Source organism: Nonomuraea sp. NPDC052116 (genome assembly GCF_040680035.1).
GTDB lineage: Bacteria > Actinomycetota > Actinomycetes > Streptosporangiales > Streptosporangiaceae > Nonomuraea > Nonomuraea angiospora_A.
The window spans coordinates 161,756-182,558 of the sequence record NZ_JBFAWA010000023.1; the positions used below are offsets into that span (position 1 = coordinate 161,756).

General features: G+C 71.5%; 21 protein-coding genes. 12 read left to right on the forward strand and 9 right to left on the reverse strand.

Annotation, left to right across the window (positions count from 1 at the left end; all coding sequences use genetic code 11):
- The first annotated feature begins 23 nt into the window (after positions 1-23).
- Positions 24-989: a DUF5937 family protein gene (locus tag AB0L65_RS37835; protein WP_364255692.1), complete on the forward strand. Its 966-nt coding sequence runs from the start codon at positions 24-26 to the stop codon at positions 987-989.
- Here the strand turns inward: AB0L65_RS37835 and AB0L65_RS37840 are convergent.
- Both AB0L65_RS37840 and AB0L65_RS37845 read right to left on the reverse strand, forming a co-directional pair.
- The gene (locus tag AB0L65_RS37840) at positions 980-1,966 is read right to left on the reverse strand and encodes a terpene synthase family protein (protein WP_364255695.1); all 987 of its coding nucleotides are present in this window, start codon (positions 1,964-1,966) and stop codon (positions 980-982) included. The two genes, AB0L65_RS37835 and AB0L65_RS37840, sit on opposite strands and share 10 nt — an antisense overlap.
- 56 nt (positions 1,967-2,022) lie before the next feature.
- The gene (locus AB0L65_RS37845; RefSeq protein WP_364255698.1) at positions 2,023-2,568 is read right to left on the reverse strand and encodes an EF-hand domain-containing protein; all 546 of its coding nucleotides are present in this window, start codon (positions 2,566-2,568) and stop codon (positions 2,023-2,025) included.
- Between the two features lie 154 nt (positions 2,569-2,722).
- On the opposite strand from AB0L65_RS37845, the gene glnA reads away from it, so the two are divergent.
- Positions 2,723-4,084, forward strand: a complete 1,362-nt coding sequence (glnA, locus tag AB0L65_RS37850) for a type I glutamate--ammonia ligase (protein ID WP_350728779.1) — start codon at positions 2,723-2,725, stop codon at positions 4,082-4,084.
- Positions 4,085-4,113: 29 nt separating this feature from the next.
- Here glnA and AB0L65_RS37855 read toward each other — a convergent pair whose 3' ends face one another.
- From AB0L65_RS37855 to AB0L65_RS37865, 3 genes are all read right to left on the reverse strand, one after another.
- Positions 4,114-4,914: an IS982 family transposase gene (locus AB0L65_RS37855; RefSeq protein WP_364255701.1), complete on the reverse strand. Its 801-nt coding sequence runs from the start codon at positions 4,912-4,914 to the stop codon at positions 4,114-4,116.
- 171 nt (positions 4,915-5,085) lie between these two features.
- Entirely contained in the window at positions 5,086-5,436 is a 351-nt protein-coding gene (locus tag AB0L65_RS37860; RefSeq protein ID WP_364255704.1) for a YciI family protein, read from the reverse strand.
- Positions 5,437-5,518: 82 nt separating this feature from the next.
- A complete protein-coding gene (locus AB0L65_RS37865) occupies positions 5,519-6,109 on the reverse strand; it encodes an AAA family ATPase (protein ID WP_364255707.1) in 591 nt (196 codons plus the stop codon).
- 383 nt (positions 6,110-6,492) lie between these two features.
- Here AB0L65_RS37865 and AB0L65_RS37870 point away from each other — a divergent pair, with 383 nt between their 5' ends.
- Complete coding sequence (locus AB0L65_RS37870; protein WP_350728782.1) at positions 6,493-7,206, forward strand: hypothetical protein; 714 nt, start codon at positions 6,493-6,495, stop codon at positions 7,204-7,206.
- Between the two features lie 65 nt (positions 7,207-7,271).
- Here the strand turns inward: AB0L65_RS37870 and AB0L65_RS37875 are convergent, their stop codons facing one another.
- The gene (locus AB0L65_RS37875) at positions 7,272-8,132 is read right to left on the reverse strand and encodes an alpha/beta hydrolase (protein WP_364255710.1); all 861 of its coding nucleotides are present in this window, start codon (positions 8,130-8,132) and stop codon (positions 7,272-7,274) included.
- Between the two features lie 84 nt (positions 8,133-8,216).
- On the opposite strand from AB0L65_RS37875, the gene AB0L65_RS37880 reads away from it, so the two are divergent.
- Complete coding sequence (locus tag AB0L65_RS37880; protein WP_364255713.1) at positions 8,217-8,900, forward strand: type 1 glutamine amidotransferase; 684 nt, start codon at positions 8,217-8,219, stop codon at positions 8,898-8,900.
- Here the strand turns inward: AB0L65_RS37880 and AB0L65_RS37885 are convergent.
- A complete protein-coding gene (locus tag AB0L65_RS37885) occupies positions 8,878-9,453 on the reverse strand; it encodes an HXXEE domain-containing protein (protein ID WP_364255716.1) in 576 nt (191 codons plus the stop codon). The two genes, AB0L65_RS37880 and AB0L65_RS37885, sit on opposite strands and share 23 nt — an antisense overlap.
- A gap of 74 nt (positions 9,454-9,527) precedes the next feature.
- Between AB0L65_RS37885 and AB0L65_RS37890 the strand changes: the two genes are divergently transcribed.
- Positions 9,528-12,440: a bifunctional [glutamine synthetase] adenylyltransferase/[glutamine synthetase]-adenylyl-L-tyrosine phosphorylase gene (locus AB0L65_RS37890; protein WP_364255719.1), complete on the forward strand. Its 2,913-nt coding sequence runs from the start codon at positions 9,528-9,530 to the stop codon at positions 12,438-12,440.
- A 47-nt stretch (positions 12,441-12,487) separates the two neighbouring features.
- Positions 12,488-13,507 carry a hypothetical protein gene (locus AB0L65_RS37895; protein WP_364255722.1) on the forward strand — a complete coding sequence of 340 codons (1,020 nt, stop codon included), beginning with the start codon at positions 12,488-12,490 and terminating at the stop codon, positions 13,505-13,507.
- On the opposite strand, the gene AB0L65_RS37900 is transcribed toward AB0L65_RS37895, so the two are convergent.
- Positions 13,491-14,840 carry a PLP-dependent aminotransferase family protein gene (locus AB0L65_RS37900; protein ID WP_364255725.1) on the reverse strand — a complete coding sequence of 450 codons (1,350 nt, stop codon included), beginning with the start codon at positions 14,838-14,840 and terminating at the stop codon, positions 13,491-13,493. The genes AB0L65_RS37895 and AB0L65_RS37900 overlap by 17 nt on opposite strands.
- A gap of 151 nt (positions 14,841-14,991) precedes the next feature.
- Between AB0L65_RS37900 and AB0L65_RS37905 the strand changes: the two genes are divergently transcribed.
- From AB0L65_RS37905 to AB0L65_RS37930, 6 genes are all read left to right on the forward strand, one after another.
- A complete protein-coding gene (locus AB0L65_RS37905; RefSeq protein WP_364255728.1) occupies positions 14,992-15,879 on the forward strand; it encodes a hypothetical protein in 888 nt (295 codons plus the stop codon).
- A complete protein-coding gene (locus AB0L65_RS37910; protein ID WP_357729342.1) occupies positions 15,876-16,676 on the forward strand; it encodes a deaminated glutathione amidase in 801 nt (266 codons plus the stop codon). The genes AB0L65_RS37905 and AB0L65_RS37910 overlap by 4 nt, the downstream gene beginning before the upstream one ends.
- Positions 16,669-17,595, forward strand: a complete 927-nt coding sequence (locus AB0L65_RS37915) for an ABC transporter substrate-binding protein (protein WP_364255732.1) — start codon at positions 16,669-16,671, stop codon at positions 17,593-17,595. Before AB0L65_RS37910 ends, AB0L65_RS37915 begins: the two co-directional genes overlap by 8 nt.
- Positions 17,592-18,503 carry an amino acid ABC transporter permease gene (locus AB0L65_RS37920; protein WP_364255735.1) on the forward strand — a complete coding sequence of 304 codons (912 nt, stop codon included), beginning with the start codon at positions 17,592-17,594 and terminating at the stop codon, positions 18,501-18,503. The genes AB0L65_RS37915 and AB0L65_RS37920 overlap by 4 nt, the downstream gene beginning before the upstream one ends.
- Positions 18,500-19,264 carry an amino acid ABC transporter ATP-binding protein gene (locus AB0L65_RS37925; protein ID WP_364255738.1) on the forward strand — a complete coding sequence of 255 codons (765 nt, stop codon included), beginning with the start codon at positions 18,500-18,502 and terminating at the stop codon, positions 19,262-19,264. Before AB0L65_RS37920 ends, AB0L65_RS37925 begins: the two co-directional genes overlap by 4 nt.
- A 143-nt stretch (positions 19,265-19,407) precedes the next feature.
- Positions 19,408-19,929 carry a GNAT family N-acetyltransferase gene (locus tag AB0L65_RS37930; RefSeq protein WP_364255741.1) on the forward strand — a complete coding sequence of 174 codons (522 nt, stop codon included), beginning with the start codon at positions 19,408-19,410 and terminating at the stop codon, positions 19,927-19,929.
- On the opposite strand, the gene AB0L65_RS37935 is transcribed toward AB0L65_RS37930, so the two are convergent.
- A complete protein-coding gene (locus AB0L65_RS37935; protein WP_364255744.1) occupies positions 19,916-20,782 on the reverse strand; it encodes a LysR family transcriptional regulator in 867 nt (288 codons plus the stop codon). The genes AB0L65_RS37930 and AB0L65_RS37935 overlap by 14 nt on opposite strands.
- Between the last annotated feature and the right edge of the window lie 21 nt (positions 20,783-20,803).

The window sequence follows — 20,803 nt, forward strand, 5'->3', positions numbered from 1 at the left end:
ACGATTTAGTGCAGGCTAAAAGCATGCCGATCGAGTGGGTGCTGAAGCCGGAGGACGTGGCCCGGATCCGGTTCGCGTTCTCGCCGATGTGGGAACTGGTCGCCAGCCTGCGTACCCTCCAGGGGCCGTCCAGGCAGTCGATCCACCTGCCCTGGCTCAAGGCCGTACGCCCCCGCCTGGCGGCGCTGGACCTGGCCGAGCTGTTCGCGCTCGTGCCAGCGACCGGCTACATGGCCGACTTCATCACGCCGCCGCCCGACACGCCGATGCCGGAGTTCGCCGCCGAGCTGGAGCGGGTCAGGAGCGCGGATCCCGGGCAGGCCCGCGAGGAGGCGGCGAAGATCGTGGGGACCGACCGTGCCGTGCTGGAGCGGTTCATGGCCGACCCCGAGGCCGGCGTGGCCAGGGTCGCCGCCACGCTGGCGGCGTACTGGGAGGCGTGCTTCGCGGAGTTCTGGCCCCGCGTGTACGGGCTGCTCGAACGCGACGTGCTGCGCCGGTCACGGCAGCTCGCCCAGGGCGGGGCGCGCGAGCTGTTCGCCGCGCTCGATCCGGCCGTGGTGTGGACGGGGGAGCGGCTGCTCATCGACCGGCCCTGGTGCGAGGCGGGCGGCCTGCACGGCGACGGGCTGGTGCTGGTGCCCAGCGCGTTCTGGGGACCGGCCGCCGTGGCGGTGATGACAGCGCCGTACCAGTCGATGCTGGTCTATCCCGTGCTCGGCGTCGGCACGCTGTGGGAGCAGGGCCCGCCGCCCGCGCCCGGCGCGCTCGCCGCGCTGATCGGCAGGAGCCGGGCGCAGATCCTGCTCGCCCTGGCCGAGCCCGCCACGACCTCGGCCCTGGCCGCGCGCATGGCGCTCACGCCCGGCGCGGTCAGCCAGCACCTCGGGGTGCTCAGCGGCGGCGGGCTCACGGTGGGGATGCGGGTCGGCAAACAGGTCGTCTACCGCCGCACCCCCACGGGCGACACGCTGGCGGGTCACGCGTAGCGCTTGGACTCCAGCAGCCAGTCGAGGTGGGCGCGCGGCGCCGCCAGGTACGCGCAGGCGACCTTGCTGACGTCCCTCGCCTCCTTCGGCGCCAGATCATCCAGCGGCAGCCGCCTGGCGGCCTTGTGCATGTCCTGGCAGCGCGCGGCGATCCGGTCGAGCACCCAGGCCGTCGCCTCCCGCTCGCCCAGCCCGAGCTGGCGCATCGCGAGCACCACGAAGTTGTGCACGTCGCCGCGCTCCTTCGGTTTGGAGGCCACGTCGTTGCACCACGCCGTGACGTCGCTGCACGCGCTCACCAGCTGCTGCCACGGCTCGCACTCGTGCACCCACACGGGCACCTCGACCCGCAGGCACGGCTCGACCAGGTCATAGAGGTACGGCCCCACGGTGCCCCTGCGCAGCGCCGGATATTCCTCCAGCGTCGGCATCCGGCCCGCCGCCCGGTTGTCGGCCTCGGTACGGCACGCGTCGTGCTGGCGCCGCAACCCGACCGCGAACCTGGCCCGCCACCTGTCGCTCATCCGCGCGCTCGTCACCCGCCACAGGTCCGCGAACGCCGCCTCCAGCGGATGCCGGGCCGCGCCACTGAGCATGCCGTCGAAGATGTCCAGCGGGCAGGAGCCCTCGTCCAGCTCGTCGTCCAGGTGGAACAGCCACGTCAGCCACTGCGCGAACAGCGCCGCCGCGGCCGCGTCGAACTCGGCGAACGCCCGGCCCGCCATGCGGTGGTAGCCCACGCCGGGGGCGGCCCGCAGCCCGGTCCTCCTGGCCCAGTCGATGACCGCGGCCTCGATCGCGTACACGGCCGGGTGCATCCGGCACGGGGCCGCCATCGCGGGCACCCGCTCGGTGAGCGGCAGCAGCGCCATCGCGGCCGAGCCGCCCCTGCGCGGCAGCGGCAGCACCGAGGTCAGGGCCGAACGCAGCGCGGTACGCACCGTCGCGAACACGGTGGTGCCCCCGGTGGTGTTCACAGTGCTCTTCTCAGTGCTCTTCGCAGCGGTCTTCACGCCGGTCCTCACGCCCGCCCTCACAGCGGGCCGAAGAGCCAGTTGCCGGCGGCGTTGGGGTCGGCGCCGCGGTAGTAGTCGGAGGCGGCCAGGACCAGCTCGTCCACGGTGAGCGTGCCCCTGCCCGCGCGGTCGAGGTGGTCGAAGGCCACGTCGACGTCGTCGTACGCCACGCCGAACGCGCTCAGCATCGTGCGGAAGTCGCCCGGGCCGATCTCCCCGTCGCCGTCGCCGTCGCACAGTTCGGCGACCGCCACCGTCGCGGGCCTGAACACCGCGTCGTACTGGTCGCCCGTGACGAACGCCGCCACCATCCCGGCCCGGAAGTCCGGGCGCGCGATCCCGAAGTCGATGTCGCGCTCGAGCGCCTTCGACAGCGCCGACCAGATCTCGTCGAAGCCGTCGACGAGGCTGGCCCCGGTGACCGAGGTGGGGGACTCCCCGAAGCCCACCAGGATGCGGGCGCCCAGACCCAGCAGGTCCTCCCGCTCGACGACGCCGTTGCCACTCGCGTCTATGTGGTCGAATGCCCGATCTAGCTTGTGATTGAGCAGGTCGATAGCCACCAATGCCTCCCCCGAGACTGACTGCGTGATCACAGTAAGCTCGGGGCGGGGCCTTTGTCAGCGAGGCTCGCACCGGCGCCCCCCGTAACGTGTGCGAAACACGGGCACGGCATGCTGGTAGCTGTACCAGTACTGACAGATATGAGGGGACGCTGTGGACCGCCAGCAGGAGTTCGTGCTCCGCACGCTTGAGGAACGCGACATCCGGTTCATCCGGCTGTGGTTCACTGACGTGCTCGGTTTCCTCAAGTCAGTGGCCATCGCCCCGGCCGAGCTGGAAGGCGCGTTCGCCGAGGGCATAGGTTTCGACGGCTCGGCCATCGAGGGTTTCGCGCGTGTCTACGAGTCCGACATGCTCGCCAAGCCCGACCCGGCCACGTTCCAGATCCTGCCCTGGCGCAGCGAGACGCCGGGCGCGGGCCGCATCTTCTGCGACATCCTGATGCCGGACGGCTCGCCGTCGCACGCCGACCCGCGCTGGGTGCTCAAGCGCACGCTCGCCAAGTGCGCCGACATGGGCTTCACCTTCTACACCCACCCGGAGATCGAGTTCTTCCTGCTGAAGAACCGCCCGGAGGGCAGCGAGCGGCCCGAGCCGATCGACTCCGGCGGCTACTTCGACCACACTCCGCACAGCGCGGGCCACGACTTCAGGCGCCAGGCGGTGCTGATGCTGGAGTCGATGGGCATCTCGGTGGAGTTCAGCCACCACGAGGGAGCCCCCGGCCAGCAGGAGATCGACCTGCGCTACGCCGACGCGCTGACCACGGCCGACAACATCATGACCTTCCGCCTGGTCATGAAGGAGGTCGCCCTGGAGCAGGGCATCTGGGCCTCCTTCATGCCCAAGCCGTTCACCGAGCACCCCGGCTCCGGCATGCACACCCACATGTCGCTGTTCGAGGGCGACCGCAACGCCTTCTACGAGGCCGGGTCCGAATACCGGCTGTCCAAGATCGGCCGCTCGTTCATCGCCGGGCTGCTCAAGCACGCCGCCGAGATCACCGCCATCACCAACCAGTGGGTCAACTCCTACAAGCGGCTCTGGGGCGGCGCCGAGGCCATCGCGGGTCAGGGCGGCGAGGCGCCCTCCTACGTGTGCTGGGGCCACAACAACCGCTCCGCCCTGGTCCGGGTGCCGATGTACAAGCCGCACAAGGGCGGCTCGACGCGCATCGAGTTCAGGTCGCTCGACTCGGCGTGCAACCCGTACCTCGCCTTCGCGCTGATCCTGGCCGCGGGCCTGAAGGGCATCGAGGAGAGCTACGAGCTGCCCGCCGCCGCCGAGGACAACGTGTGGACGCTGACCAGCGCCGAGCGGCGGGCCCTCGGCATCCAGCCGCTGCCCGGCTCCCTCAACGACGCGATCGCGGTGATGGAGCAGAGCGAGCTGGTGGCCGAGACGCTCGGGGAGCACGTCTTCGACTTCTTCCTGCGCAACAAGCGCGCGGAGTGGCGCGAATACCGGCGGCACGTCACCGAGTTCGAGCTCGGCCGCTACCTGCCGGTGCTCTAGATGGATGAGTCCAAGGGGTCTGGCGTGGATCAGTGGTCGTAGCGGGTGAGTGACCTCTTGATCGGTTGGCCGGTGTAGTCGTTGTGCCAGATGGCCGCGGTAAGGGCCAGGACCTTGACGAAGATCCGGACGGTGACGCCGGCTGGGGTGCGTCCCCCGTGTCGTTCGAGGTCAAGCTGGCCCTTGAAGGTCTGGTTGATCGACTCGATGGTCTGGCGCAACGGCTTGAACAGGTGCGCGCCGGCTCGTTCGGCCTCGCCGTCGCGGGCAGGGCGCAGCAGCCTCACCCCGCCCTCGGCCAGTTCCCGCTCGAAGACGCGGCCGTAGAACTGCCGGTCGGCGATGAGAGTTGGGTGCGGGTGCTCGGCCAGCACCCGAGGTGCGGTGGCCAGCATGCCCAGCAGCACCTCGCGCTCATCGGCCTTGGCGCCGCTCAGCGCGAACAGCACCGGCAACCCGCCCAGGGTGCATACCAGGTGCAGGCGCAGCCCCCAGAAATACCGGGAGTGACTGGCGCAGTAGCCGTATTCGGCCCATCCGGCCAGCGCGCTGCGCCGTGCGGTCTCCACCGAGCGGCCGCACTCGACCGGCGTGGAGTCGGCCACCCACACCTCATCGCTCCACAGCGAGGTGTCGCAGGCCAGGACCCGGATGACGGCTATGACCAGCCCGATCGACTTGCGCAGTCGCTTGCCGTAGCCCGACTGCTGAGGCAGGCAGGGGAACATGCCGCGCAGTTCGGCGTGCGCGTACCGCAGCCATCGGCGCTCGCAGTGATAGCCCAGCAGCCCCGACAGCACCGCCAGTGTCACCAGTTCGGCATCACTCAACGTAGGCGCGAACCCCACTCGCGGCCGCCACGGAGCCAGCTCCGGCGCACTCTTCAGCAGATCATCGACCCTCACATAGAGTGCGGTTGCGAGGGTGTCCAGTTCGGTCGTCACAACCCGAGAGTGGACATCCTCGCCCTATCTCCGCAGCTATGCCTTGGACTCATTCATCTAGACGGCTCCCTGAAACTCGCGGACCTCGATGGGCAGCAGGGCCACGGCCCCGGCCAGCTTGCGGGCCCATTCCAGGGCCGCGTCCATGTCGGGCGCCTTGATGATCGTGAACCCGCCGATGTGCTCCTTGCCCTCCACGTAAGGGCCGTCGGTGGTGAGCGGCTCGCCGTCGCTGATCCGCACCACGCGGGCGTCGGAGGGTGACTGGAGCGCGCCCGAGAAGACCCAGACGCCCGCGTCCCGCATCTCCTGTTCGACGGCGCCGATGTCGCGCATGATCGGGTCCAGGACCTCGGGCGGGGGCGGGGGCCCGTCGGGCTGCTGCATGGTGAGCACGTACTGCTTCATGTGACTTTTCCTTTCCGTCACCTCTCACACGAACGCGGTGCGGCCGTATCGACATCCGGCGCCCAGAAATCTCACCGCAATCTCATCGCGTGCGTGTCGGCGTCCGGTCGAACACGATCTCCTGGAGCAGCCCGGCCTGGACCCGGTCGACGATGAACGCGCCGGTGGCGGGCCCGGGGTCGCCGGACTTCACCCTGGCCGACAGGCTCTCCCACCTGCGCCGATGGCGCGCGAACGTCCTGGGCGCGACCATCCGGCCCCTGGCCGCCTGCCCCGCCAGCGCCTCCTCCGGCGGCGCGTCGAGCAGGAGCAGGTGGAAGCTCGCCCGGTGCCTGCGGGCCAGCCAGGCGAAACCCCGCAGCACGTACGGCGCGCAGCCCCGGTTGTGGGCGATGATCGAGTGCCCCAGGACCAGGGCGCGGCGGATGCGGCTCAGGTGGGTGACGAAGACCACGGCGCGTCGTAACGGACCGGGGGCCCAGCCGAGCCGCTCGTGCCAGTGCCGCTTGGACTGGTAGGTGTCGATCACCACGACCGTGCCGACGGTGACGGGCAGGCTCTCCGCGCCGTGCAGTCCGTACAGGCGCCGCAGCAGCGTGGTCTTCCCCGCGCCCGGCAACCCCGTCAAGATGACCAGCGACCCCGGCGGAAACCGCAACCTCGCCGCCTGCACAGACCCACCCCCGCTTCTGTCGTGTTGCTTACAGCTTCTCCGAGGTTGGCCCCGGACGCGCACTTGGGATCGGCGGTTCTGTCACGGGCCATGGGAAACCCGGGATAGGGTAACGGGAACGCCTTGATCGGCCTCACATCGGGGAAGCCCGGAGTGGGGCCGATTTTCGTTGCTTCTAACCTCCGGGTCACATCCCGGCGATGTGTGGCGCATAGCGTGTCGGTGGGCGGGAAGTTTCGGGCCCCTTCGAGGCGTTATGTGGTGGTGTCGATCAGCCTCAGGACCCCCGAGATCTGGTGAAACCGGGCGTCCAGTAAAATCGGCCTGCTTCTATTGACATTTCTGGACTTGTCGCCGTATGTGGCGATATTGGAGGGTGTGGCATGACGACGTCTGCCCTGCAGACAGTGCTGACGGTTCCGGAGCGCTTCCGGGGCCCGGCGGGAGTCGCCAACGGCGGCTGGATCGCGGGCACCATGGCGGAGGCGCTGAACGGGGGCCGATCAGCGGTCGAGGTCACGTTGCATGCGCCGACCCCTTTGCGAACCGAGTTGCGCCTGGAGCACGTCGCCAACTCCGTCTCCCTCTACGACGGCGACAAGCTGCTGGTCGAGGCCATCCCCGTGGCCGAGGACCTGGAGGGCCCGGGGTTCGTGCCGTTCAACGACGCGGCCCGCGCCGAGGCGGGGTTCGTGGGACTGAAGGCGCACCCGTTCGCCGAGTGCTTCGCCTGCGGGCTGCGCGAGCCCGGTGACGGCCTGCGCATCTTCCCCGGCCCGGTGGAGGGCACGGACCTGGTGGCGGCCGGCTGGCGGGTGCCGTTCACGGTGACGGGCGAGGACGGCGTGCCCGCCTCGATCGTGGGCGCCGTGCTCGACTGCATCACCGGCTGGGCCCACTTCGGCCCGGGCGAGAGCGCGCTGCTCGGCCGCCTGGCCGTGCAGATCCACCGCCCGGTCCACCCCGGCGGCCGCTACTCCGTCGTGGCCCGCCCGACCGGCCGCGACGGCCGCAAGATGTACGGCCAGAGCGCCATCTACGAGGCGGACGGCACGCTGGTCGCCGCCGCCCGCGCCACCTGGATCGCTCCACGCTGACCTGCGGTCCCGGCGATCTCGGAGAACGGCCCCTGAGCACGGCTCGGGGGCCGTTCCGCGTTTTATCAGGCAGAGCCGGTGAGGTGGGTGACGACGGACGAGACGCAGCGGTCGTCGAACAGGATCGTGTAGTGGTTGCAGTCCGGGATCACCTCGTCCCGCAGCCCCGGGAGGCGGGCGGACCAGGGGCGGGCCAGTTCGTCGGGCAGCATGCCGACGTCCTGGTTGAGCAGGCCGCGCGGCGCCCTGAGCAGGGAGAGCGGTGACGTGATGGCGGTCAGGGCGGCGGCGATGGCCTCCGACTCCAGGCGCAGCCAGCGTCCGTCCTGCAGCACCGCCTCCGGGGCCACCCGCGACCTGAGCGCCCCGTCCGGGCCCGTCAGGTCATAGCGGACGTACGCGTCCACGTCGGCGTTCCAGTGGCCGGCGAAGGCCGGGTGCGCCTTGAAGAAGTCGACGTAGGCGTCCGCGGTGGGGAACGTCTGGCGCAGCCGGGCGAGCGCCGGCCCGAGCGTGGCCTCCATCGCCTCGTCGGCGTCCACCCCCTCGGGCAGCGGGGGGAAGGGCAGGCCGCCGTCCACCAGCACGACCCGCGCGAAGTCCCGCTCCGCGGCGGCCAGGGCGGCCACGTACGCGCCCATCGAGTGCCCCGTCAGCACCGCGTCTGGGCCCGCCCCCACGTGGTCGGCGACGCGCAGCACGTCCTCGGCGTGCCTCGGCAGCCCGTACGGCCCGGGCAGCGAGGCGCTGTGCCCGCGACCGCGCAGGTCCATGGCGACCATCGACCACTCCTCGGGCAGCCGCCGCGCCACCGCGCCCCAGGCCATCAGGGAGGCCGTGATCCCGTGGACCGCGATGATCGTGCGCGGTCCCGTGCCGAACCTGGCGATCCGCAGACCGCCGACATCGTCCAACTCGAAGCTCATGGTCGGAGCTTAGGCATCCGGGTGATCGGGCGGGCAGGGGGGCGGTGTGGGGAATTGTAGTGATATTCCGGATAATGCCCTGATATGCGTATCACCGTTGTTCAGCACGAGGACGAGGCCGGGCTCGGATACCTCGGTGACTGGCTGGGGCTGCCCTGCGACGTCGTCCGGCCGTACCTCGGCGAGGAGATCCCCGCGCGCCCGGCGGACGGGCTGATCGTGCTCGGCGGTGCGGCGGCCGCCTGGGAGGACGAGCGGAGCCCCTGGCAGCCCGCCACCCGCGACCTGCTGCGCCGGGCCGTGGAGGAGGGCACGCCCACGCTGGCCATCTGCCTGGGGGCGCAGTTATTGACCCTGGCCTGCGGCGGCACCGTCGAGCGGGGGACGAACGGGCTCGAAGTGGGCGCCTGCGAGGTGGTCGCGCTGCCCGCGGCCGCCGATGACCGGCTGCTGGCCGGGGTCGGGACGGCGGTGGCCGTCCAGTACCACCAGGACGCGATGACGCGGCTGCCCGACGGCGCGGTGCCGCTGATGACCGGGGTGCGGTACCCGAACCAGGCCTACCGGCTCGGGGAGGCCGCGTGGGCGATCCAGTTCCACCCCGAGGCCACGCCGGAGATCTTCACGTCCTGGACCGACGGGTCGGGGCTGGACGCGGCCGAGGAGCTCAACACCGCGGTCAAGACCGCCGAGAGCGCGCTCGTGGCCACCTGGCGGCCGGTGGCGGAGGCGTTCGCGGAGGTGGTCAGGACCGGCGGCCGCGCCTGAACCACCGCGTCCGCCCGGCCCCGGCCGTGTCCGGGCAACCGGCCCCATCCGGGCGGGCCCGGGTCAGGGCGTGGGCCGCGGCGTGCACGCCGGCCAGCACGACCGGGAGCGCGGCCAGGCCCGCCCAGCCCGCCGCCCCCGTCCGTACCGGCACCCCTTCGGCCCGCAGCCGCCGCCAGGCCCACACCGAGAACGGGATGACCACCACGGGCGCGGTCACCGCCCCCGGCGTGTACCCCCGCGTCACCGCGGCCTGCGCCAGGTGCATCACCCCGTGCGCCCCGAACCCCAGCAGCGCCGCCTGGAACACCGGGCTCCGCCCGCCCGTACGCGCCCCCAGCGCCGAGGCCCCCGCCATCACCCCGCCCATGAGGCCGATGGCCACGTTCACGTGCCGCTGCGAGACCTCCAGCCGCTCCCACGGCACCCACGGCAGCCGCTCCTCCAGCCGGGGCCGGGCCGAACGCGTCCAGCCCGCCATGGTCGCCAGCTCCTCCACGTCGTGCACCGCCCACGCGGCCAGCAGGCCCCACGTGACGGCAGAGGGAACCATCGCCGATCGCCTCCAAGAATGCAACGCAACGTTGCGTTTCTATGTTACGGCCGAAGTCCTGTCAAGATGGAGGGGTGCCCAGGATCGAATCCACCGCCGCGCGGCTGGCCAGGCTCGGCTTCGCCGATGGCGCCAGGGCCGCCCAGCTCGTCCGGCAGGCCGGAGCCGAAGTGGACGACCTCCTGGAGTTCCTGGTGGACGTGGCCGACCCCGACGAGGCGCTGGTCTCGCTGACCCGCCTGGCCGAGCGCGATCCCGCCGTGCTCGACGTCCTGCGCCGCGACGAGGGGCTGCGTACGAGGCTGCTGGCCGTTCTGGGCGTCAGCGCCGCGCTCGGCGACCATCTGGTGCGCCACCCCGGCCAGGTAGCGCTCCTGGCCGCGCCGCTGCCGGGCGACGCGCGGGCTGAGCTGCTCAAGGCGGTCGGCGCGCGGCCGGGGGAGGCCGCCACCGCCGAGCGGCCGCTGGAGGCGCTGCGCGTGGCCTACCGGGGCCGGCTGCTGCACCTGGCCGCCCGCGACCTCACGGGAGAGGCCACGCTGGCCGAGGTCATGGCGGAGCTGTCCGACCTCGCGGGCGCCGCGCTGGAGGCCGCGCTGGCCATCGCCCGGGCCGAGGTCGACGACGGCGAGGTACGCCTGGCGGTCATCGGCATGGGCAAATGCGGCGCCAGGGAGCTCAACTACATCAGCGACGTCGATGTGATCTTCGTGGCCGAGCCGCGCGAGGGCGCCGACGAGACCAAGGCGCTGCGCACCGCGACCCGGCTGGCCCAGGCCATGATGCGGGCCTGCTCCGCCACCACGTCCGAGGGCTCCCTGTGGGAGGTGGACGCGGGCCTGCGGCCGGAGGGCAGGTCGGGCCCGCTGGTGCGCACGCTCGGCAGCCACCTGGCCTACTACCGGCGCTGGGCCAAGACGTGGGAGTTCCAGGCGCTGCTCAAGGCCCGGCCGGTCGCGGGCGACATGGAGCTCGGCTCGGCCTACGTCGAGGCGGTCAACGACCTCGTGTGGACGGCGGCCACGCGCGAGCACTTCGTCGAGGACGTGCAGGCCATGCGGCGCCGGGTCGAGGCTCACGTGCGCGCCGAGGGCGACCGCCAGCTCAAGCTGGGGCCGGGCGGGCTGCGCGACATCGAGTTCGCGGTGCAGCTGCTCCAGCTCGTCCACGGCAGGCTCGATCCGCTGCTGCGCCGCAGGGCCACGCTGCCCGCGCTGGCGGCGCTGTCCAGGGGCGGCTACGTCGGCCGCGACGACTCGCGCGGGCTGGCGGAGGCGTACTCGTACCTTCGCCAGATCGAGCACCTCCTGCAGCTCCACCGGCTGCGGCGCACCCACATCGTGCCCACGGACGAGTCCGACCTGCGCAGGCTGGGCCGCTCGCTCGGCATGCAGACCGACCCGGTGGGGGAGTTCACGGCGCGGTGGCGGCGGCACGCCATGGAGGCGCGGCGGCTGCACGAGAAGCTGTTCTACCGGCCGCTGCTCCAGGCGGTGTCGCGGCTGCAGGAGTCGGAGGCGCGGCTGTCGACCACGGCGGCCATGGCCAGGCTCGAAGCGCTCGGCTACGTCGATCCCACCGGCGCGCTGCACCACATCGCCGCCCTCAGCGCGGGCGTGTCCAGGCGGGCGGCCATCCAGCGCACGCTGCTGCCCGTCATGCTGGGGTGGTTCGCCGACACGCCCGACCCGGACGCGGCGCTGCTCGGGTTCCGGCAGGTCAGCGACAAGCTGGGCAGCACCCCCTGGTATCTGCGGCTGCTGCGCGACGAGACCGCGGTGGCCTCCAGGATGTCGCGCGTGCTCGGCACCAGCCGCTACGCGACCGGCCTGATCATGAACGCGCCCGAGGCGGTCGCGATGCTGGGCTCGGACGACGAGCTCCCCGTGCGCTCCCGGGAGTCGCTGGCCGGCGAGGCCTCGGCGGCGGTCTCCAGGCACCAGGGCGACCCCGAGCCGGCCGTCGCGGCCGTGCGGGCGCTGCGGAGAAAAGAGCTGTTCCGGACGGCCGTGGCCGACATCTTCCGGCTCATCGACATCGAGACGGTCGGCGGCGCCCTGTCGTCCCTGACCGACGTGACCCTCCAGGCCACCCTCGACGTCGCCCTCGCCAAGGTTCCCCGCGTCACGAGGTTCGCCATCATCGCGATGGGCCGGCTCGGCGGCATGGAGAGCTCCTACGCGAGCGACGCCGACGTCATGTTCGTGCACTCGCCGCTGCCCGGCGTGGCGGAGCGCGAGGCCACCGACGCCGCCTTCGCCGTGGCCAACGAGGTGCGCCGGCTGCTCTCGCTGCCCGCCCCCGACCCGCCCCTGATCATCGACCCCGACCTGCGTCCCGAGGGGCGCCAGGGCCCGCTGGTGCGGACGATGGCCTCCTACCGCGCCTATTACGCGCGCTGGTCGTCGCCGTGGGAGTCGCAGGCGCTGCTGCGGGCCAGGTTCTCGGCGGGCGACGCGGAGCTGGGGCGGGAGTTCACCTCGATGGTCGACGAGCTGCGCTATCCGAAGGGCGGCCTGCACGACGACGCGGTCAGGGAGATCAGGCGGCTCAAGGCCCGCATGGAGGCCGAGCGCCTGCCGCGCGGCGCCGATCCCGGCCTGCACACCAAGCTGGGCCCCGGCGGGCTGTCCGACGTGGAGTGGGTGGCCCAGCTCCTGCAACTGCGGTACGCGGGCACGCTGGGGTCGCTGCGCACCACCCGCACGCTCGACGCCCTGCGCGCGGCCGTGACCGAGGGTCTGCTCGCCCCGGCCGACGAGGCCGTGCTGGTCGAGGCGTGGCGCTTCGCCTCCCGCATCCGCGACGCGATCATGCTGGTCAAGGGCCGCCCGGGCGACAGCGTCCCGCGCGACTCGGGCGAGCGGAAGCTGATCGCCCAGACGCTCGGCTACCCGCCGGACGGCTCGGAGGACTTCCTCGACGACTACCGCCGCGTCACCCGTCGCGCACGACAAGTGATGGACCGAGTTTTCTACGGGGCTTGATCGGCGGCGCGTACGGGTGTATCAAAGCCCGCGTGTTATCCGTTTACGTGGATTTGGCCCTGGGCCTGGTGGTGTCGTTCCTGCTGCTGTCGCTGCTGGTGAGCGGGCTCAACGAGGCGTTCGTGCGGATGCTCGCCATCCGCAGCAAGTTCCTGTGGGCCTACCTCAGGGACACCATGGACGGTTCCGACGCGCAGGGCAGGTCGTGGCTGCCCGCCAAGGTGCGTGACGTCTTCGCGGCGCTGCCCTTCGTGCGCGACCCCCGTCCCAAGCACAGCGACCAGCCCTCGCCCCCCGAGCCGGGGGCGCTGCCGGCGCAGGAGACCAAGGCCGAGGACGCCATGGTCAACCTGCTCTACCAGCGGGTCCAGGAGATCGACCATCCGAAGAAGGGCCGTACCAGCATCTCCAACATCCCTCCCGCGCGCTTCGCGGTGGCCCTGATGGAGCTGGCCGCGGGGGAGCCGGACGGGGTCGAGGGGTTCCTGGAGAAGCTCAAGGCCATGCGCAGCCCGCTCTACGGCCACCTCAAGGGCGTGTGGGAGACCGCGCAGCGCGACCTCGACCGGTTCCGGCAGGGGGTGGAGAGCTGGTTCGACGGGGAGATGCAGCGGCTGTCCATGCTCTACAAGCGCTACGTCAAGTGGGTCGTGGCCGTGCTCGGCGTGGTCGTGACGCTGGTGTTCACGATGGACGGGCTGGAGTACGCCAAGACGCTGCTGCGCGACAACGCCTTCCGCGCCTCGGTGACGGCCGTGGCGGGGTCGGGGCAGGACGCGTACAACGAGCTCAAGGCGCGCTGTACGGGCGGCGACCCGGTGCCGTGCGTCACCGAGACGCTGAGCCAGCCCGCGCTGGTCAAGATGCTCGACCATGCGCTGGTCAGCGTGTCGATCCCGGCGGAGGGCGACCCGTCCGTGCACTGGAACGGCGGCCTGTGGTGGCAGCGGATCACCACGCCAAGCCACTGGCCCGGCTTCCTGCTGACGTACGTGGCGCTGCTGTTCGGGGCCTCGTTCTGGTGGGACGTGCTGCGCCGCCTGACCGGGATCAAGAGCCGCCGCTGAGCCCGCCCCTGGCCGCCAGGGTGATCACGTCGGCCAGGGCCGCCAGCTCGCCGGGGTCGTCGGTGAGCCGGGCGGTGGCCAGGCGCAGGTGGTGCGTGGTCGGGGGGCCGATCACGTACCGGCTGCCGGCCGCCACGGAGATGCCGTGCGCGGCCAGCGTGACCAGCGCCGCCGACTCCTCGCGCACCGGCACCCACAGGACCAGCCCGTCGCCGCCGCCGGTGGGCACGCCGCGCTCGGCCAGCTCCGACTTCAGCCGCGCCCGCCGCCCGGCGTAGACCGTGCGGGCGTGCGCCACGCGCTCGCGCACCTCGTCGTCCCCGAGCAGGTGGGCCAGCGTGTCCTGCAGGATCCTGCTGGTCCAGCCGATGCCGAAGCTCCGCAGCACGCGCACCCGCTCGACCGCGTCCGCCGCCCCGCCGATGATCGCGATGCGCAGGTCGGGGCCGTGCGACTTGGAGTACGAGCGCACCAGCACGGTGCGGTCGGGGAAGCGCGTCCCCATGCTCACCATCGGCGAGATCGACAGCTCGCCGATCCCGTCGTCCTCCACGATGAGCGTCGAGGTCGGCTCCAGCAGCGCGGCCAGCTCGGCCGAGCGCTCGGCGGTCACGGCGTGGCCGCAGGGCGACTGGCCGCGCGGCTGGTACACGAACGCCACCGGCCTGGCCCGCAGCGCCTTGGCCAGCGACTCGGGGATGGGCCCCTGCTCGTCGCAGGCCACCGGCACGATCTGGACGCCGATCGTCTCCAGGATGTCCAGTAGCCGGGCGGCGGTCGGCTCCTCGATCGCGATCCGGTCGCCGGGCAGCGCGGTCGTCTGGCAGAGCAGCTGCACCCCCTCGTACCCGCCGCCGACCGCGAGCCAGCCCTGCGCGGGGAACGGCCAGTCCGGCTCCACGGCGGCGCGCAGCCGCGGCGTGATCGTCTCGCGGGCGTAGTCGTTGAGCCCCTCCGCGCCGGCCGCGGCGATCAGCGCGGCCTCCAGCGGCGGCAGCAGCGCCGGGTCGGGGGAGGCGATGGCCAGGTCGATCGCCAGCCGGTCACCCCAGTGGCCGATGCGCTCGTAACGGATGGGACGGGGCACGTCGGGCGGCCCGAGCACCACCGTGCCGCGGCGGCGATCGGTGTGGATCATCCCGTGCCGCCGCAGCTCCGACCAGGCCTCCGCGACGGTCCCCGAGCTCACGCCCAGCTCCCTGGCCAGGCTGCGCACGGTCGGCAGGCGCGTCTGCGCGGTGACCGTGCCCTGCCTGATCAGGTCGGTCAGGGCGGCGGCGATCCCGCGTGCGGTCGGCTCGCCGATGCGCTGCGCCAGCCAGGCGGATTCCACATGACCTCCTGTAAATCTTTGTTCAGCAACAAAGATCGTCTTGTGTGGGGCGTTGCCTGAACATAAGGTTTCCAGCAATTCAAAGCAAGGGAACTTTGGGGTGTTTGTGCATATTCGGTTGGGTCTGCGGGATTGGGACCATCTCGTACCGGTGGCGACGGGGGAGGTGCGGCCCGAGGGGTTCGAGCTGGACCTCGAGTCCCGCGCCGTCACCCCGGACGTCCTGAGCGAGCCGGGCCTGGACGGCGGTGAGACGTCCTTCAGCAGGTACGTGCTCGGCCGCGCCGCGGGCGACGACCGCCTGGTGGGCCTGCCGGTGTTCGTGATGCGCGGCTTCCGGCACCGGTGCGTCCTGGTCCGCCGCGACAGCGAGCTGACCTCGCTGGAAGAGCTCAAGGGCGCCCGCATCGGTCTGACCGGCTGGCCGGACTCCGGCAACACCTGGACGCGCGCCCTGCTCAGGGCCGCCGGCGTGGACATCAGGGGCATCGAGTGGACGGTCGGCCCGCTGGTCGCCGGGGAGACCGGCAAGGACCGCGTCGGCCCCGTACCGTTCCCCGACAACGTCTCGCTGACCGGCGACGGCCTCACCGAAGGGCTCGCCGAGGGCCGTTACGACGCGATCATGACCCCGTTCATGCCCGACGAGTTCTTCACCCCGGACAGCCGCTTCCGCCACCTGCTCGCCGACCACCGCGCCGCCGAGCTGGCCTACTACCGGGAGACCGGCTTCGTGCCCGGCATCCACCTCGTCACGCTGAAGCGCGAGGCCGTCGAGCGCGACCCGGGGCTGCCGCGGGCCGTTCAGGACCTGCTCGAACGCTCCAAGCGGCACTGGCTGGCCCGGCGGCGGCTGCTCACCGACACCACGCCCTGGCTGCTCGCCGACCTGACGGAGACGGCGCGGACCTTCGGCCCCGACTGGATGCCGTACGGCGTCGGGTCCAACGCCGCCATGGTCGCCGCCTTCTGCGAGGAACTGCACGCCCAGGGCATCTCGAACCGCCGCATCCGACCCGAGGAGGTCTTCGACATATGAGAATCGCCGTTGGACAGTTCGCGTCCTCGGAGGACTGGACGGACAACCTCAAGACCTGCCAGGACCTGATCGACCGGGCCACCGAGGGCGGCGCCGACCTGCTGGTCCTGCCCGAGGGCGCGATGGCCCTGTTCGTCGACGAGCCGACGCGCATCCGCGAGGCCGCCCAGCCGCTGGACGGGCCGTTCGTCAGCGGGCTGGTCGAGCGCACGCGCGGCTCGTCCACCACCGTGATCGTCGGCGTGCACACCCCGTCGGGCGACGGCCGCGTGTTCAACGTCCTGGTGGCCGCCAGGGACGGCGAGATCGTCGGGACGTACACCAAGCTGCACCTGTACGACGCCTTCGGACGGCGCGAGTCCGACAACGTCGTGCCCGGCACGAACGCGCCCGTGGTGATCGACGTGGCCGGCTGGAAGGTCGGCATGATGACCTGCTACGACGTGCGCTTCCCCGAGCTGGCCAGGCTCCTGGCCGACCAGGGCGCCCAGGTGATCGCGCTGCCCACCGCGTGGGTGCGCGGCCCGGCCAAGGAATGGCACTGGGAGGTCATGGTGACCGCCCGCGCCCTGGAGAACACCGTGTACCTGGCCGCCTCCGGCGAGTGCGGCCGCCGCAACATCGGCGCCAGCATGGTCGTCGACCCGCTCGGCATCACCCGGGCCCGCCTCGGCGACGCGCCGGGCCTGCTCTGGGCCGACGCCTCCATGGAAGAGCTCGAGCGAGCCCGCCTCAGCCTCCCCGTCCTCGAGAACCGGCGCTTCGCCGTCGACCCCCGATTGGAGCGACATGTCTAAGTACGCGACGGCTGCCCTGCTCGGCGCCGCCCTCCTAGTGGCCGGCTGCGGCGCGAACCCGGAGGAGGCCCAGGGCGCGTTGAGCTCCCAGTCCGCCCCCTCCGGCACCGTGGCCGCCCAGGGCAAGGACCAGGCCCTGTACGACAGGCTGCCCGACAAGGTGAAGACCGCCGGCAAGCTGGTCTCGGTGAACAACGGCTCGTTCCCCCCGTACGAGATCGCCGGGGCGGACGGCAAGTCCATGACCGGCGCCGCGGCCGACCTGTCGGAGGCCCTCGGCCAGGTGCTCGGCGTCAAGATCGAGCACGTCACCGTGGACGGCCTGCCCAGCCAGCTCACCGGCATCGCGTCGGGCCGCTACGACCTGGCCATCGGCCCGGTGGGCGACTTCCCCGACCGGCAGAAGTCCAACGACTTCGTGGACTGGGTCAAGGAGTTCGTGGTCTTCGCCGTGCCGAAGGGGAACCCCAAGAAGATCAACTCGGTGGCCGACACGTGCGGGCTGAAGATCTCGGTCATGGCCGGCGGCTCCGCCGAGGCCGTGATCAAGAACCAGTCCGAGACCTGCGCCAAGGACGGCAAGCCGAAGATCACCGTACAGTCGTACAAGGACCAGCCCACCTCGGTGCTGGCGGTCAGCTCGGGCCGGGCCGACGCGTTCTTCTCCTCGCAGGCGCCGCTCACGTACTTCGTGTCGCAGTCCGGCGGCAAGCTGGAGCTGGCGGGCAAGGGGCAGAGCAACGGCTTCGACGACCTCTTCCAGGGGGCCGTCGTCGGCAAGGACTCGCCGCTGCGTGACGTGGTCAAGGACGGCATCCAGAAGCTGATCGACAACGGCGCCTACGCCAAGATCATGGACAAGTGGGGCACCTCCGACAACAAGCTGGACAAGGCCGGCGTCAACCTGGCGGGGTCATGAGCGGACTGCCGGACGTCGACGTCGCGGGCGCGTCCCGCACGCGCCATCCGCTGCGCTGGGTGGCCTCGATCATCCTGCTGGTGCTGGCCGCCCAGCTCGTGAGCCTGCTGGTCACCAACCCCAACTTCCAGTGGGACGTGGTCTTCAAGTACGTCAACGCGCAGGTCATCGGCCAGGGCGTCTTCACCACGCTGCTGCTCACCGTGATCGCGATGTTCGTGGGCGTGGTGCTCGGGGTGCTGCTGGCCATCGGCCGGCTCTCCGAGAACCCCGTCGCCCGGGCGGCCTGCGGGCTCTACGTGTGGTTCTTCCGCGGCACGCCGGTGCTGGTGCAGCTCGTGCTCTGGTACAACCTGTCGTACCTGCTGCCCAAGATCTCCCTCGGCGTCCCGTTCGGGCCGGAGTTCATCAGCGCCGACACGAACCTGGTCATCACCCCGCTGCTCGCGGCCATCCTCGGGCTCGGGTTGAACGAGGGCGCGTACATGGCGGAGATCATCCGCGGCGGCCTCATGTCGGTGGACCCCGGGCAGACCGAGGCCGCCTCGGCGCTCGGCATGAGCAACGCGCGCACCTTCCGCAGGATCGTGCTGCCGCAGGCCATGCGGTTCATCATCCCGCCCACCGGCAGCCAGGTGATCAGCATGCTGAAGGCCACGTCGCTGGTGAGCGTCATCGCCCTGGCCGACCTGCTGTACACGGTGCAGTCGATCTACAACCGCACCTTCCAGACCATCCCGCTGCTGATCGTCGCCTGCGTCTGGTACCTGGTCATCACCTCGATCCTGTACGTCGGCCAGTCGTTCATCGAGCGGCACTACGCCCGCGGGGCCACCAGGCACGCGCCGCAGAGCTTCTGGGCCTTCCTGACCTTCCGCCGGCGCCGTCCCTCGGAGGTGACGTCATGACCGTCCCCATGGTCCACGCCCACGCCGTACGCAAGCACTTCGGCCACCTCGAGGTCCTCAAGGGCATCGACCTGGACGTCCAGGCGGGGGAGGTCGTGGTGATCCTCGGCCCCTCCGGGTCGGGCAAGTCGACGTTCCTGCGCTGCGTGAACCACCTGGAGACCATCGACGGCGGCTCCATCTTCGTGGACGGGGAGCTGATCGGGTTCCAGGCGTCCGGCGGCAAGGTGCGGCACCTGCGCAAGCGCGAGATCACCCGCCAGCGGCGGGAGATCGGCATGGTCTTCCAGCAGTTCAACCTGTTCCCGCACTTCACGGTGTTGCAGAACGTCATGGAGGCGCCGGTCGGCGTCCGCCGCGAGTCGCGCGAGCAGGCCAGGGAACGGGCGTCCGGCCTGCTGCGCCGCGTGGGGCTGGAGGACAAGGCGGGCAGCTATCCCAGGCAGCTGTCCGGCGGGCAGCAGCAGCGGGTGGCGATCGCCAGGGCGCTGGCGATGCGGCCCAAGCTGATGCTGTTCGACGAGCCGACCAGCGCGCTGGACCCGGAGCTGGTGGGTGAGGTGCTGGCCACCATGAAGAGCCTCGCGGAGGACGGGCTGACCATGATCGTGGTGACCCACGAGATCGGGTTCGCGCGGGAGGTGGCCGATCGGGTGGTGTTCATGGACGGTGGCGTCGTGGTCGAGTCGGGCACGCCGAAGGAGGTCCTCGACAACCCCACCAGCCCCCGCACCAAGGCCTTCCTCAGCCGCGTCCTGTAGCCCCCACGCCTCCTTGGCCCCTGGCCCTCGGTCCGCCACGACCGTCCCCCCTCGGACCGAAGGACAGAAGGGACGTTCCGTCCTCCCCGAGGGACGGATGAGACGTCGGTGGGGAAGGCGCGGGCGGGCCTATCGTGGGTGGGATGGAGACCCAGCGTTTGATCATGCGCAGATGGCGCGAAGAAGATCGGGAACCATTCGCCGCGATGAACGCCGACCTCGAGGTGATGGAGCACTTCCCCGCCCCGCTCACCCGCCCGGAGAGCGACCACTTCGTCGACAGGATCGAGGAGGAGTTCGACAAGCACGGCTACGGGCTGTGGGCGCTGGAGGTGCGCGGGAGCGGCGAGTTCATCGGCTTCGCCGGCCTGATCTGGCAGACGTTCGACGCGCCGTTCCTGCCCGCGTGGGAGATCGGATGGCGGCTGGCACGCCCCGCCTGGGGCCACGGGTACGCCACCGAGGCGGCCAGGGAGGTGCTCGGGCACGCGTTCGAGCAGGCCGGCCTGGACGAGATCGTCTCCATGACGGCCAAGAGCAACACTCGCTCCCAGGCCGTGATGAAGCGCCTGGGCATGACCCACCTGACCGACTTCGGCTACCCGCGGCTGGCGCCGGACCACCCCCTGTTCCCGCACGTGGCGTACCACATCAAGCGTTCGTAGGGGCGCTCATGGCGTAGAGGACGTCGCGCAGAGCGGGTTCACGGCCGCGTAGCCAGACCAGCCGCAGCGCCAGCGCGGGAGCCTCGAAGCCGAGCCGCACCAACGCGCCGGAGGCCAGGTCCGGCTCCAGCGCGAAGTCAGGCAGCAGCGCGCTGCCGAGCCCCTGCCTGGCCCATTCGCGGGCGGTGGCGATGCTGGTCAGCTCCCTGCGCGGCACCTCCGCGCCGAACGCCCGGTCGGCGGCCAGCCGGATCGAGCAGCCCGGCGGGCTGACCAGCAGCGGCTCCCGATCCCCGTCCGGCGCCGCGACCAGCGCCAGCCCGACCTCACCCACGTCCAGGAAGTCCAGATCGGGCGCCACCGGCCCGGAGCCGGGGTCGTGCGGCACGGTGAACCCGAGCCCGCCGATCCGCAGGCCCGTGTCCAGCAGGAGGACCGCGTCCAGCTCGCCGCCCGCCACCCCGGCCAGCAGCGACTGCCTGGTGTGCGAGCGCACGTCCACGTCCAGGTCGGGGCGGCGTTCCGACAGACGGCGGATCACGGCGGGCATCCTGGCTGCGGCGAGCATCTCCAGCGCGCCGATCCGCACCTTGCGCCGCTGCCCGGTGACGGCGCGGCGCACCTCGTCGGCGTGGTCGAGCAGGCCCTGCGCCCGCGCCAGCAGCGTGGCGCCCTGTTCGGTCAGCCGCATCCCCTGGGGCGTGCGGTCGAAGAGCGCGACGCCGAGGCTCCGCTCCAGCCGGCGCACCTGCTCCGACACCGACGCGGGGGCGAGGCCGAGGCTGTTCGCCGCCCCGGTGACGGTGCCGGTCCCCGCCACCGCGACGAACCCCCGCAACTGCCGCAAGTCCATGGCCGCCAGCATACGGTTTTC